This is a genomic window from Nocardia sp. NPDC052566 (assembly GCF_044547285.1).
GTDB lineage: Bacteria > Actinomycetota > Actinomycetes > Mycobacteriales > Mycobacteriaceae > Nocardia.
In genome coordinates this window covers 867,031-879,904 of record NZ_JBIUAF010000001.1, presented here as the reverse complement: position 1 = coordinate 879,904, position 12,874 = coordinate 867,031, and the positions used below count along the sequence as shown (strand labels likewise).

The 12,874-nt window shown below is 67.3% G+C and carries 11 protein-coding genes; 4 read left to right on the top strand and 7 right to left on the bottom strand.

Features of this window, described 5'->3' with window-relative positions; all coding sequences use genetic code 11:
• Nucleotides 1–85: 85 nt before the first annotated feature.
• The 3 genes from ACIG5A_RS03760 (at nt 86) to ACIG5A_RS03750 (ending at nt 3,770) form a co-directional block, all read left to right on the top strand.
• Nucleotides 86–874, top strand: coding sequence for an arylamine N-acetyltransferase (locus ACIG5A_RS03760; protein ID WP_397237352.1), 789 nt, complete (start codon nt 86–88; stop codon nt 872–874).
• A gap of 137 nt (nt 875–1,011) precedes the next feature.
• Entirely contained in the window at nt 1,012–1,908 is an 897-nt protein-coding gene (locus tag ACIG5A_RS03755) for an aminoglycoside phosphotransferase family protein (RefSeq protein ID WP_397237350.1), read from the top strand.
• Nucleotides 1,909–2,009: 101 nt separating this feature from the next.
• Nucleotides 2,010–3,770: a flavin monoamine oxidase family protein gene (locus ACIG5A_RS03750; protein ID WP_397237348.1), complete on the top strand. Its 1,761-nt coding sequence runs from the start codon at nt 2,010–2,012 to the stop codon at nt 3,768–3,770.
• A 7-nt stretch (nt 3,771–3,777) separates the two neighbouring features.
• Here the strand turns inward: ACIG5A_RS03750 and ACIG5A_RS03745 are convergent, their stop codons facing one another.
• The 7 genes from ACIG5A_RS03745 to ACIG5A_RS03715 all read right to left on the bottom strand — a co-directional run bounded on the left by ACIG5A_RS03745 (nt 3,778) and on the right by ACIG5A_RS03715 (nt 12,084).
• A complete protein-coding gene (locus tag ACIG5A_RS03745) occupies nt 3,778–4,290 on the bottom strand; it encodes a DUF4232 domain-containing protein (protein WP_397237346.1) in 513 nt (170 codons plus the stop codon).
• 17 nt (nt 4,291–4,307) lie between these two features.
• On the bottom strand, nt 4,308–5,204 hold the full coding sequence (locus tag ACIG5A_RS03740; protein ID WP_397237344.1) for a TIGR03619 family F420-dependent LLM class oxidoreductase: 897 nt from the start codon (nt 5,202–5,204) through the stop codon (nt 4,308–4,310).
• A gap of 103 nt (nt 5,205–5,307) precedes the next feature.
• Nucleotides 5,308–6,078, bottom strand: a complete 771-nt coding sequence (locus ACIG5A_RS03735; protein WP_397237342.1) for an ESX secretion-associated protein EspG — start codon at nt 6,076–6,078, stop codon at nt 5,308–5,310.
• Nucleotides 6,075–8,540 carry a PPE domain-containing protein gene (locus tag ACIG5A_RS03730; protein ID WP_397237340.1) on the bottom strand — a complete coding sequence of 822 codons (2,466 nt, stop codon included), beginning with the start codon at nt 8,538–8,540 and terminating at the stop codon, nt 6,075–6,077. The genes ACIG5A_RS03735 and ACIG5A_RS03730 overlap by 4 nt, the downstream gene beginning before the upstream one ends.
• Nucleotides 8,540–8,950, bottom strand: a complete 411-nt coding sequence (locus tag ACIG5A_RS03725) for a YbaB/EbfC family nucleoid-associated protein (RefSeq protein WP_397237338.1) — start codon at nt 8,948–8,950, stop codon at nt 8,540–8,542. Before ACIG5A_RS03725 ends, ACIG5A_RS03730 begins: the two co-directional genes overlap by 1 nt.
• Nucleotides 8,947–11,769, bottom strand: coding sequence for a hypothetical protein (locus ACIG5A_RS03720; RefSeq protein ID WP_397237336.1), 2,823 nt, complete (start codon nt 11,767–11,769; stop codon nt 8,947–8,949). Before ACIG5A_RS03720 ends, ACIG5A_RS03725 begins: the two co-directional genes overlap by 4 nt.
• The gene (locus tag ACIG5A_RS03715; RefSeq protein WP_397237334.1) at nt 11,770–12,084 is read right to left on the bottom strand and encodes a WXG100 family type VII secretion target; all 315 of its coding nucleotides are present in this window, start codon (nt 12,082–12,084) and stop codon (nt 11,770–11,772) included.
• A 144-nt stretch (nt 12,085–12,228) separates the two neighbouring features.
• On the opposite strand from ACIG5A_RS03715, the gene ACIG5A_RS03710 reads away from it, so the two are divergent.
• On the top strand, nt 12,229–12,873 hold the full coding sequence (locus tag ACIG5A_RS03710; protein WP_397237332.1) for a hemerythrin domain-containing protein: 645 nt from the start codon (nt 12,229–12,231) through the stop codon (nt 12,871–12,873).
• Nucleotide 12,874: the final 1 nt, after the last annotated feature.

Here is a 12,874-nt window from a genome sequence, read left to right as displayed (position 1 = left end):
AGCTGCACCCCGGACGTGGGCCGATAGGTTGCTGGTATTTCTGCGGGCTTGACTTCGATTGCGCTCGAGGATGCATCGTTGGCGCATGGATCATGACGTTGTCCACGAGTACCTGCGGCGGATCGGCGCGCATCCACCCGTTCGTCCCGACGCCGACGCGCTACGCGATCTACATCGGCGGCACCTCGAGACCGTCCCGTTCGAGAACCTGAGCATTCACCTGGGTGAACCGATCGTGCTCGAGCGGGAACCGCTGGTGGACAAGATCGTCCGGCGGCGGCGCGGCGGGTTCTGTTACGAGTTGAACGGAGCCTTCGGCGCCCTGCTCGAAGCGCTGGGCTTCCGGGTGACACTGCTGGCGGCGGGGGTGTTCGACCGCAACGGTCACCGCCGCCCGCCCTTCGACCATATGGCGTTGCGCGTCGATCTGGAGCGACCGTGGCTGGCCGATGTCGGATTCGGCAGGCACACAAGGCATCCGCTGTTACTCGACACCACCGACGCGCAACACGACCCCGACGGCGTGTTCCGCATCGTCCCCGTCGACGACGGCACCGGCGACCTCGACGTTTGCTCCGGCGACGACCCGCAATACCGCATGGAAGCGAGACCCCGCCGCCTTATCGACTTCACCCCCTTCTGCTGGCACCACCAAACCTCCCCGGACTCGCATTTCACCCAGCAGGTCACGTGCTCCCTGCCCACCGACACGGGCCGGGTCACCCTCAGCGGACACAAACTGATCCGCACCGAAGGCACGACCCGCACCGAGCAGACCCTCACCGACCCCGAAGCGCTCACCGCCTACCGCGAACTCTTCGGGATCGAGCTCGACCACATACCGACGCCGGTGAAAACACCGGGCGCGCGGTGAAACCGAGCGCGGCCATCGAGGTGAACGGACAGCCCGCAGTGGCTACGTACCTCGGCCCCTGCCGCGTAACCGGGGTACGCAACGCTGGAAAACGCGTTGTCGGCGCGTCCGGGATACGCGAGGCTGCGATGGTGCGGATGCATGAGGGGCAGTTGAGCGTGACAGCGGAGACGGTGCGCGGGTTGGTGGATGCGCAGTTTCCGCGGTGGCGCGGGTTGCCGATTCGGCGGGTCGACGGCGCGGGGACGGTCAACGCGATTTTTCGGATCGGCGCCGGGTTGGTTGCTCGACTTCCGCTGCGGGGTGGCGAGGTCGACGCGACATGGCGTGAATTGCGGGCAGAGCAGGCGGCGGCGCGAGAGTTGGCTGGCCGCACGGGATTTCCGACGCCCGAACCGGTCGCGCTCGGCGAGCCGGGAGCCGGGTACCCGCTGCCGTGGGCGGTGCAGACCTGGCTGCGCGGGGTGGTGGCCACCGAGCAGGATCCGGGCGGGTCGGTCGCGTTCGCCCATGATCTGGCCGCGTTCATCGGGGCGGTACGGGCGATCGACACCCGTGGCCGGACGTTCGACGGGCACGGGCGGGGCGGCGAGTTGCGGACCCACGATCGCTGGCTGGCGACCTGCTTCGAACGCAGCGCGGGTCTGCTGGATGTTCCGGTGCTGCGCCGGATGTGGGACCGCATGCGAGAGCTACCGCGTGGGACGGCGGCGGACGTGATGAACCACGGTGACCTGATTCCCGGCAACGTACTGGTGTCCGACGGTCGCCTCACCGGTGTGATCGATGTGGGCGGTGCGGGCCCGGCCGACCCCGCGTTGGACCTGGTCGGCGCATGGCACCTGCTCGACCCCGGCCCGCGCCGGGTGCTGCGCGATCGCCTCGACTGCGATGACCGCACCTGGGAACGTGGACGGGCGTGGGCATTTCAGCAGGCGATGGGCCTGGTCTGGTACTACGCGGAGACCAATCCGGTGATGAGCCGGACCGGAAGGCGCACCCTCGATCGCATCGCACAAGACATCCCCGGCTGACGCGGCCTGTCGTTGCATACGAACCGGCCGGTTTTGATACGGTGTGGCCCGCATCACAACCACTGGACCGGATCGTGATCCAAGAGAGGATCGGTCGGGGCATGACGGAGACTGTGATCGGACGGCGCGCACTGCTCGGCACCGCACTGGCCGCGAGCGCTTTCGCCGCGGCGACCACCTCGGCATGTCAAGCGCCACAGGCGAAGACGGACAGCGAACGCTCGATGACGCGCAGTCGCGAGCTGGCACACGAGATGCTCCAGGTCGACGGCAACGGCCGGGATCTGACGCTGACCTATCTGAAGACACTCATCGATACCGGCCTGCCCAAAACCGACGCACCCAAGCGGATCATCGTCATCGGCGCGGGACCAGCCGGGTTGACCGCCGCGAATCTACTCGCCGACGCCGGACACCGGGTCACCGTCCTGGAGGCCAACGCGAACCGCACCGGCGGCCGGGTGAAGACATTCCGCGGCATCTTCTCCGATCCCGCGCTCTACGCCGAGGCGGGTGCGATGCGCCTGCCGAGCGCGCATCCGCTTGTGCTCGCGCTCGCCGACACATTGGGTGTGCGGCGCAGGCAGTTCCACAACACCGATGTGCAGCCGGGCGCGCCCGCGGCGAATCTCGTTCCGGTGCGGTACCGCTCGTTCACCGGCGAGCAGTGGTCCAACGGTCCGGAGACCGAGTGCCGCCGCCCGGCCGCGGCGGGCCGCACGCTGATCAAGGTCAATGGCCACCTCGTCACCCGCGCCGACTACGACGCGGATCCGGCCGGCATCCACACCGGTTTCGGCGCCGACCTCACCGCACCGACTCGTCGCGCACTCGATATCGCGATGCACCGCGTCGAGGTGCCCGCGGACCTGCCCATCGATCGCCGAATCGATGGCTGGACAAACATTTTCAACAGGTACGAGGACTATTCCACGCACCGCTACCTGATGGAGCGAGGTTGGCCGCTGCCGCACATCGAAGCGGTCGGGACGCTGGAGAATCTCACCTCGCGACTGCATTACGGCGTCATCCCCGCACTGGTCGACCACGCGCTGATCCGGCCCGATGCCACCTACTGGGAACTCGAGGGCGGCACCGCGACCCTCACCGACGCGCTCACCGACAGGCTCGGCCCCGCCGTCCTCCGTGGCAAGCGCATGACCCGGGTGGAACAGACCGACGGCGGCGTAAAGGTATGGACCACAGCCGAATCCGGCCACGAACGCAGCGACGGCGCACCGATCGATCCGATCGAATCGTTCGACGCCGACTACGCGATCGTCGCCATCCCGCTGACCTCGGCCCGCTTCTGCACCTTCGATCCGCCACTGTCCTACGCCAAACGCCGCGCCATCACCGAGCTGCACCACGACGCGGCGACCAAGGTATTGCTCGAGTTCAAAACCCGGTTCTGGGAACAGGGTCCGGCCGGATTCCGCGGCGGCGGCTGCGTGTCGGACTGCCCCAACCGCTTCATCTACTTCCCATCGCACGTCACGGATTCCGACGGCGGCGTGGTGCTCGCCAGCTACACCTGGTCCGACGACGCCATGCGCTGGGACTCGCTCACCGAGGGGGAGCGCCTGCACTTCGCCCTCGGCGGTATGCGCGATATGTTCGGCCCGCGCGTCGACGCCGAGTTCACCGGCGTCGGCATCTCCCAGAGCTGGCAGCGTGCCCGCTACGCCCTCGGCGAGGCCGTCATCCCCACCCCGGGCCAGTTGCACGAACACCACGCCGCCACCCGAACCGTCGAGGGCCGCCTGCATTTCGCCGGCGACCACACCAGCCTCAAACCCGCGTGGATCGAGGGCGCCCTGGAGAGCGCGGTCCGTACCGCACTCGAAATCCACACTCGCTGAGGACAGCTCAGTAGGTCAGTGCGGAATTCGCGTCGCGCTGCCAGTAGGTGACCGTGGCGGCGCCGACCGTGGTGCCCGCCGGGAGGTCGACGGTGACCGAATCACCGTCGTAGGTGTTGTTGTCGCTCTCGGCGAATGCCACACCGAGCCGCCGGGCCGGGATGACGTCCGGGTTGTCGGCGGCGGAGGTGATGATGCCCGCGTACGCGGTTTCGCCGGGATTGATGGTGACCAGTGCCTGCGGACGGCTGTCTTCGATTGCGGGGGCGGCGGATTGGGCTTCGTCGAAGCGCAGGCGCGGGTAGTAGTAAGCGGTACACGGCGATCCACCGATATTGGTGACACCGAGGATCAGATGATTGATCGGCCGCGCGGCATTCTGCACGGCGACAGTCGTATTGGCCGCTATGCAGGCATCGGACCTGCCGACGTTCTCATCGGCGGTGGCGGTGGCGGTGGCTGCAGGAAGCGACAGCGTCGCGGCGACGAGTGCCGCAGTGGCGTAAGCGGTACGGAACATGGTGGGGATCCTTTCGGTCAGCGGAGGAGCTTCAGCAGGTCGGCAGCAACGTCGAGCGCACCGTCGACGGTGTTCGCCGGATAGGTGAGGTCGACGAAGATGTCGTCGAAGGACGTCGCGTCGACGAGCCGGTGCACGGCGTCGGCGATCTGTTGCGCCGTGGTATTCGCCGCCGGGTTGACCCGGACGACGGTGGCGATCTCGTGCGGGTCGCGGCCCGCGATCTCGGCGTGCCGCGCGATGATTTCGCTTTGCTGGACAAGGTAATCGGCTTGTTCGGCCGGTCCGGGAACCATCAGCACCGGGAGCCAGCCCTGCGCACGGCGGCCGATCCTGGCCAGGCTTTCCGGCGTGAAACCCGCGAGGTGGATGGGCGGATGGGGACGCCGCACCGGTTTCAGCTCCGACCGGTGGCGCGGCACCGACACCCGTGCGCCACGGTATTCGGCCGGGTCGGTGGTCCAGATGTGTTCCAGCGCATCGAGTGTCTCGTCGAGGCGGGCGCCGCGGGCAGTGAAGGGCACGTTCGCGGCCTGGTATTCCTCCGGCGACCAGCCGATGCCGAAGCCCGGCGTCAGCCTGCCCGCGCTGATCACGTCGATCGTGGTGAGCGACCTGGCCAGCAGCGCGGGCGGATACCACGGCACCACAAGGACATTCGTGCCGAGCCGGACCCGCTCGGTGACACCGGCCGCTAGCGCGAGCAACGCGAAAGGGTCGAGGATCGCGTTGAACTCGGGCGGGATGGTTGGCCCACCGCCGTAGCCGACGGTGGGGTCCACCGCCGCGAACATCCGGTCGCCGACCCAGAGGCTGTCCGCGCCCGCCGCTTCGATCTCGCGGGCGAAACGGGCGACCTGAGCACCCTCGTGCGCCTGCCCGCCGAACTGCGGTAGCGCGAAACCGATCTTCATCCAGAGTGCTCCTGTCATTCGTCGAGATATCGATCGTCGCTTCGGTCGATCAACACCCGTCGCATGACGGATCAACAGAGGATCTGTCACGGTTCGCGGGGTGCTACCTGTCCTCGTCGGCGAGCCGGGCGAGCATGGTCTCGATACCGGCGTCGACCAGGGCGGTCAGCTGGGCGGCGCCGACACCGACGGCCGTCGGCGCGCCCGCGCAGACGATGGCGTAGCGGCCGTCGTCGACGAGGTCACGCCAGGCGATCACATGCGTGCCGATACCGCGCGGACCGAACTTCGAACGGCCCTGACTGATGTCGATGACACCGTGTCGCTCGGTGGGCATGCGGAGGAAATCGGCCGCCCACGCGGTGGCACCGTCGTCACCGGTGAGCGAGCGGCCGAACGAATAGTCCATGCCGTCGGCGCCCGACAGGGCAAGCAGCGGGACGGTGCCGCGGCAGCCGGGCGGTGCGTGGCCGAGCGCCGCGAGTACCGCACCGGCGAGCTGCTCCGGATCGCATTCGGCGATCAGGTAACCGCCGCTGTGCGATTCCGTCTCACCAGGCAGCTGCGTCACGACACATCCGCGAATGGCATTGTGCCCCGCCAGTACTCGCACCCTGTGCGCCGGTTCGGAATCCTCGTTCCTGCCGTGCACCTCGATCCGGATGAGCGGCGCGGCAACGGCATCGAGAGCCGCCCGCAGCGACCCGTCGATCCGGCCCCGCAGTTCCGCTGCCACGGCGGTCTTCTCGCGCTCGTAGTCGTCGAGCAGTGGTGTGCGACTGGTGAACAGCAGCGGCGGTGGGAGGGGTGCGCGGTACAGCATCTCCCACAGCACCGCGAACTTCAGATCGGTGGTGCGCCAGGCACGATTCATAGGTCGACGACCGGACCGGACTGGGGCACAACGGGTTCCTGCGGTGTAGGCCTCGGTGGCCGGTTGGCGACCACGCGCGGCTGTCCCGGCTGCTGTTGATGCACGGGCGGCCGCTCGCTGTCGGGCTCGACCGGCGCGGCGGGGATCGGTTCGATAACCGGTCTGATCGCGACCTGATTGGGGCCGAGTGCGTCCTCCAGATGCTCGGCGGAATTGAGGTATTTGGGCCGCTTGTACTCCTTGTCCTGCGCGCGAGCGGGCGCGCCCATCGGTGGTGACATAGGCATGCCGGGCGTGCCCGCGGTTTCCGCTCCCGGTGCGGCACTCGCCGGCAGTACCGATGCGGATGAACTCACGGACGCACGCGGGAACAGCGCCGCCGACCTCGACGGATCCTGCGGCGCCAGTCCTGGCCCGGTGTCACCGGACACCCCGCCGGACAGACCGCCGCCACCCGTGCGGGCATTGGCGCTCAGCGCGGGTGAAATGCGCGTGGTGTCGGGCGGGTTCAGTCCGGCCGGGTCCGCCGCGCCGGGCATACCGGCCAGCGACTTCGGCAGGCCCGGCAGCGATTGCAGAGCTTGCGCCGCATTCGATCCGAGCTGGCTGATCGGGTTCGAGCCGGATGCGAAGTCGGGCGTCGATTCCGGTCGGGAGGTGTCGCTCGGGAGCCGCGGGCCCGGCGGCCGCTGATTCGGCGATGAGTCGAACGGCGGCCGCGCTATCGGCGAATCCTGTGGAACCACCGGTCTGCTCGGGTCGGTCAGCTGCGGTCGGCCCAGCTGCGGCAGCACCGATCCGTCGGGATGCGCTGTGGGCCCATTCGATCCGGATAGGTCGGGGAAACGCGGCAGCACGCTCGACGGGCGGTCCTGATCCGTCCCCGGCGTCTTCATGTCCGGCCATTCAGGGTTGGCGAATACCGGCGTGGTGAGCGGCGGATCCTGCTGAGCCGATGGCATATTCGACACGGACATCACCGGCCGGTCGACTACGGGCATGGTCACCTGTCCGCCTGGCGGTACCACCGGCGAATTCGGATCCGGCACGTCGAGATCAGCGAACGACGGCACGTTCACCGGCCGCCCCTCCTGTGTGACAGGCGCATTCCAGTCCGGCACTTTCTGATGACTCATCGATGGCATGGCCACCATCGGGTCCGGCAGCGCGGATGCCGGTCGCGCGTCAGGTCGGTACTGCGGTACCGGGTCGACGCCGGGCCGATGCTGCTGCGCCATCACGTCAGCCCAGTTCGGCTTAACGCCCTGCGGCGGATGATCCTTCGGAGTCGGCGCCGCATCATCGAACAGTTTCGGGAACTCCGGCTTCTTGACCTCCGGCTTCTTGACGCCGGGCTTCGGGTCCTCAGGTAGCGGGACCGCCATGTCGAACAAGTTCGGGACCGGTTTCTTGACCTCCGGTTTCTTGTCCTCTGGCTTCTTGTCCTCTCCTGCTGACGGTTTGGCCGAGGCCGGTCCCACGATCACGGGGATCTCGCTGGTGGATTCGTTCATTCCCCCGACGTACAGCGCCTTGAAATACTCCCGGTACATCGGCAGCTGATCGGTGCGCTTACCCGGATGACTCGGCACCCAGCCCTGGCTTGCCGGATTCCAATACCCTTTGACCTCAGCGGGTTCCGGCGGCTCCGGCGTCGGCGGCATCGACCGTCTCGTCGCATCCAGCCAGCCGGCGGTGAACATCAGGTTGTCGCCCATGAGCACCATGGCCTCGGTCAGCGCCTTCACCTCGGTACCGTATTTGCGCGCCGCCGCGATCGCCGCTTCGGCGCCATCGCCCTCCCAGCGGTCCTCGATCGAGGTCAGGTTGTTCACGAACTCCTGCGCCTGCTGGTACAGCGATTTCGCCAGCCAGGACCACGCGCCGCCCGCATCGGCGATCGGCTGCGCGCGAATCGACCTGCCGAGATCGTGGAGCTGACGCCAGGTCAGGAAGTCCGGGTTGTCGGGCATGATCGAGGGGGAATCCTTGCTCCCCTTGAACTTCGACATCGAGTCCGGCACATCCGGTGACTTGCTCCGCGACGGCGACACCGACGGAATCTCGGCCTTGCCCGGCTTTCCCTCGATCGAGGACGGCGTATACGCCACCCGGACATGACTCAAGTCGATGATCGAATCACGCTCGGCCTGCGCGTAGGCGCGGCCCGCGACCTTGAACGCGTCGGCCATGTCGGCCAGCAGCTTGACGTGGGCCTCCAGCGCCTTGGCCAGTTGCCGCCCCTTCCCGCTGAATACCCCACTCAGCGCGCGCCCCGACGACAGGGTGCCGATCTGGTCGAGCCGATCCAGCTTGTTGTCGCCGACCGCCTTCTTGATGCCGAGCAGGAAAGCGACCAACTCGGCGCACTGGTTCGCGCAGTCCACGGCAACCGTGTCGTCGACCCTCAGGAATCCGCTCGACGCGAGCTTGTCCAGGCCAGGCCACTCCGATTCCGCCATCACCGCTGCCCGTCAACGGAATACGACGACAGGCCCATCGGCGCCCGATAGTCCTCGAAATCCGGCGCGCCGGGAATGAGATCCGACAATCGAGGCAGCCCTTGCCGATGCGCCAGCAACGGTCGCATCAGCTCCTCGCTCCTACGCGCGACCTCCGCGGCCGCCGCCTGCGCCGTCGCGGGTATGGCCGCGGCGATCTCCTCATAGCTGAGCTCATCGATCTCCTCGGAGAATCGCGCATCGATCGGAATACCGTTGGCGTTCACCGTGATCGTGATGCGCCCGTCGTACGCGGCCGCCGTGGCGGTGAGCGCGGCACGCTGCCGCGCCACCTCGTCGATACCGCCGAGAAGCTCATCCAATGCCGCACGCGCGGCGGCCATCTCGGACTTCATGTGTTCGTTGGTCATCGATACTCCTTCCCGCTCGGCGCGATCCCGCTGCGCGGATGACCGGCCGACCCATCGACACCCCGCCACACCGAACGATCCGGCGCGGCAATGTAATAGCTCCCAGGCATTTCATCCATTTCACCGTCCTGCTTAGGCCGCCCCTTCGCCTTCATCCCGCTGCCCGCCAACGTCGCCCGCTCATCCGGCGCGTCGACGCCCGACTCCCGCAGCAGTTCCGCGAACTGCTCTCGCTGCTCTCCCGCAATCCGGCTCCGATACGTCGGCCGAACTGCGTCCTGCCCACTCCCCAACCAGTTCTCCACACGCTGCACCACCTGATTCGGCACGTCCCGAATATCCCGCACCACCGCCGCCCCGTACTTGTCGATGTGCTCCCCCAGCATCCGATCGGCCACCGTAGGCACCTTGGTCTCGAATCTCGTTGCCCCAGTGGCCTCTTTGAACTCCTTCCACGCCAGGGCCGCCGTGCCCGGGGTAGCCCGGTCGCTCGATTGTGGCGGTGGCGCGCCGACGGAACTGCTGGGCGCCGCACTGCCGCTGGCCGCCGATGCCCCAGCAGCAGGAGCCGCCGCCTGACCAGCTGCTGCCTGCCCGTTGGCACCAGCGGTCTCCTCGTCACCAGGTCGCCGCTGATCGTGCCCAGCCGACGGAACCTGACCAGGTTCGCCGTTCTCCTGACGCTGCGACGCGACCGGTGATTCGACGCCACCAGCATGGCCGCCGTCATGCCCAGTAGCCGCACCGTCAGGCCTGGTCGTCGATGAACCTTCGTGGTCCGGGTTCGCCTGCTGGTGCCCAATCGGCGAGGCCTGCTCGGAACCGTTGATCTCTTGCCGTGCGGGCACAGTCGGCGTGTCACCGCCACCAGCGGGGGTTCCATCGTGTTCGGGCGCCGCCGCCACGTGGTCGATTGTCGGGTGGTCGGAGCTCGACGTTCCCCCCTGGCTATCAGGCGCTTGATCATGACTGCCCGCGCTGGTTTCATCGCGGCCGGTGGGTGTGTCTTGGCGGCCATTCACGGTGGGCTCGTGGCCCGAAGCCGCCGAGCCGTCGTGACCACTGGTCACCTGCTCCTGCGTGGGAGGGGGTGGATCGCGAGGGATGTTGCCCTGACCGGCGGGCGAGTTCTCGCCGACTCCGGCGGGACCCTGGTCAGGCGCGCGAGCGATCGGGTCACCACCGCTATTTACGTTCTGCTCGTGGCTAATTGGGCGCTCAACAGGTTCACCGGGCGTTCTATCACCCGCTGCGGGGGCGATCTGATCATGCCCCACAGGCGCAGGTACATGCTCAGCGCCTGCGTTGCCCTCCTGCCCATCAGACGTTGTACTGCCGACCTCTCGGTCGTGCGTGAACGGAGCGGGTTCCTCGCCGGTGGGCATCCGATCGCGGCCAGCGTTACCGGGCTGGTCGTTTCCAGACGTCGGCTGTTCGTGCGGGTTCGTCGTTGCCTGCTCAGGTCGACTGGTGTGCAAGGGGTTTCGGTTGACGGACTCTTGGCTCGGCCGTGGCGAGTCACGGGTCGGCGGGGTAGGGCGGGTGCCGTCGGGGGTGACCGGCCTCGTGGGGTGCGCCGAGAATGTTTGTAGCTCATGCGTATCGAACCTCGGTGGTGGCGCTCCGCGCTCGCCGACTCCGCCGCGAACGAGCCCGGAACCGCCACTGCGGAAGGCATTTCCGGCCAGCCCTGCGGTGAGGCTCCAATCGCCGGTGATGCCCGCGGCGATGATATTGCCGCCGAAGGTAGAACCCACGCCGCCCGCGGCGCCCGCCACGATGCCACGAAAGGTGCCGCCGACGCCATGGGTCAGGTCGAATCGCCCCGGCCTGTTCGCGATCTCGGCCACGCCCTTGCCGAAGTCGGTTTTACCTATTCCTTTGCCCATCAACGGAGTACCGGCGCCCTCGCCGAACCCTTTGACGCCGTTCTTGGCGATATCCCAGCCCTTGCTCTTGTTCATCAACTCGATCGCACGGCCGAAACCGTTGCCGAGCGCATTGCCCAGATGTGCGCCGCCCGCCGAGGCAGCCGCCGAGATACCCACCTCCTTCCAGTCGATCCCGCGCCGATGGCCCTGCCCGACCTGGATCGCCTGGATCAGCAGATCCTGGTCGACCGCCCAGACGGCGGCGGTAGCGCTCTGGGATATCAGCCCTTTCGCCATTTGCCCGCCGCCCGCGGCGATCGCCTCGCGGGTGCCGATCTTCGTGAGCGCGGATTCGACGGCCGCCCCGGCTTTGGTGCCTGCGTATTCGAACAGCTTGATCGGCAGGCTCAGCACGAATTTCACGGCCCGCCAGGCATAATCGGCAGCCTTCACCAGCCACGGCACCACCTTTTCCAAGGCGGCGATCAGCCGGCGTCCGACCATGTACAGGAAGGCGCGCGCCGCGCCGATCGCCGCGGCCTCCACCAGGGGCGCGGTCGGCGGAAACAGCCACGCGTCGGCGATTTCCCAGGCCAGCATGCTGAGCGAGCTGATGATCATCAACTTGGTCTGCTGCAGCGCCGTGCCCGCGTGTTCGGCGGCCGCGCCGATCTGCTCGAACATGGTCGCCAGGTGCTCGACGGAACTGTCACCGCGCAGCAGCTTGTCGAAGGCCGCGGCGGCGTTCTCCGATCCCTTGCCCGCCGGATAGGCGGCCAGCGCCACATCCTTCGCTTTCGCGATATCGGCGATCAGTGCGTTCAGCTCATGCGCCGCGGTCTGCCACGCATGTGCCAGCGCCCACATCTTGTCCTCGTCGCCGTCAGGCCATTCGGCGCCCGCGACAAGTCCCAGCCACCGAAGCCCTTCCGGCATCTCCAGCGACATCTATTTCAATTCACCCGCGGAGCGTTCTTCAGCGGAAGCGAATTCCTTTGCGGCCGCCGTCAATCCGGCGGAGTATCCACCCAGCGCACCAGCCAGCCCCTTCGCGCCGTCGATCATATTGCTTTCCGCCCGCACGTACCCCGCTGCGCCACTCGCGAACTTCGCACCGAATTTGTCGTCACCCCACGGACTTCCGAGCCCACTGGTGGCGTCGACCAGCCTCGTCAGTATCTCTTGCGCCCTGCTCTGCACCTCTCCCACCACGATGCCTGCCTGCCGTAACCGCTGCGGATTCACCTCGACCTTTTCGGGCATGCGTCGAATTCCAGCACGGCTCCGAAAATTCCGTCAACGCAAGCGACGGGGTGTTGATCACCTGTTGATTCGAATGCCGACCGTTGTTGATCGGGTGACGCAACCATCAGAGTGGTCAATACTGTCCCGCAGAAAGGAATACACGTGAGCACCCCGCATATTCAGGAAATGGTCGTGGTCCATCGGGGCTTCCGCCGGATGCTGGAGCTCGCGCCCGGACTGGTGCGCGCGCTCGCGCCGGGCGATACTGTCCGTATCGATATCGTCACCGACCATCTGCGGGAGTTGCTGGCGTCGCTGGAGATTCATCACCGCGGTGAGGACGAGTATCTGTGGCCGCTGCTGCGCGCCAGGGTCACTCCCCCTGCCGAAGTCGTTGTGCGCATGGAGGATCAGCATCATCGGATCGAGGCGCTCAGCGTGGCCGTCGAGAGCTCGATCGTCGAGCTACTCGCGGATACGGGACCGGTAACGCGGGAACGCCTGGCCGCCCAACTCGAGGCCTTGAGCTCGATCCTCAACGCGCACATGGACGATGAGGAGAATTCGGTGCTCCCATTGGTCGCCGCGCATCTCACCGCTGACGAATGGGATGGGCTCGGCCGTTGCGGGCTGGCGAAGGTCGATAAGAAGAAGCGGCTCGCCGCGTTGAGCGCGCTTCTGGATGTGGCCACTCCAGCAGAACGGCAGATCTTCCTGGCGAAGGTGCCAGGACCAGTCCGGCTGCTGTGGCGGTACGCGGGCCGGCGCGCCTACGCCCGCGCCAAGGATCGCCTCTACGCGGCGTAAC

What these genes read in the sequence shown, in the direction of transcription:
- ACIG5A_RS03755 (WP_397237350.1), top strand. Translation starts at nt 1,012, where the DNA reads ATGCATGAGGGGCAGTTGAGCGTGACAGCGGAGACGGTGCGCGGGTTG.
- ACIG5A_RS03725 (WP_397237338.1), bottom strand. Translation starts at nt 8,950, where the DNA reads ATGACCAACGAACACATGAAGTCCGAGATGGCCGCCGCGCGTGCGGCA.
- ACIG5A_RS03715 (WP_397237334.1), bottom strand. Translation starts at nt 12,084, where the DNA reads ATGCCCGAAAAGGTCGAGGTGAATCCGCAGCGGTTACGGCAGGCAGGC.
- ACIG5A_RS03745 (WP_397237346.1), bottom strand. Translation starts at nt 4,290, where the DNA reads ATGTTCCGTACCGCTTACGCCACTGCGGCACTCGTCGCCGCGACGCTG.
- ACIG5A_RS03735 (WP_397237342.1), bottom strand. Translation starts at nt 6,078, where the DNA reads ATGAATCGTGCCTGGCGCACCACCGATCTGAAGTTCGCGGTGCTGTGG.
- ACIG5A_RS03730 (WP_397237340.1), bottom strand. Translation starts at nt 8,540, where the DNA reads ATGGCGGAATCGGAGTGGCCTGGCCTGGACAAGCTCGCGTCGAGCGGA.
- ACIG5A_RS03740 (WP_397237344.1), bottom strand. Translation starts at nt 5,204, where the DNA reads ATGAAGATCGGTTTCGCGCTACCGCAGTTCGGCGGGCAGGCGCACGAG.
- ACIG5A_RS03750 (WP_397237348.1), top strand. Translation starts at nt 2,010, where the DNA reads ATGACGGAGACTGTGATCGGACGGCGCGCACTGCTCGGCACCGCACTG.
- ACIG5A_RS03760 (WP_397237352.1), top strand. Translation starts at nt 86, where the DNA reads ATGGATCATGACGTTGTCCACGAGTACCTGCGGCGGATCGGCGCGCAT.
- ACIG5A_RS03720 (WP_397237336.1), bottom strand. Translation starts at nt 11,769, where the DNA reads ATGTCGCTGGAGATGCCGGAAGGGCTTCGGTGGCTGGGACTTGTCGCG.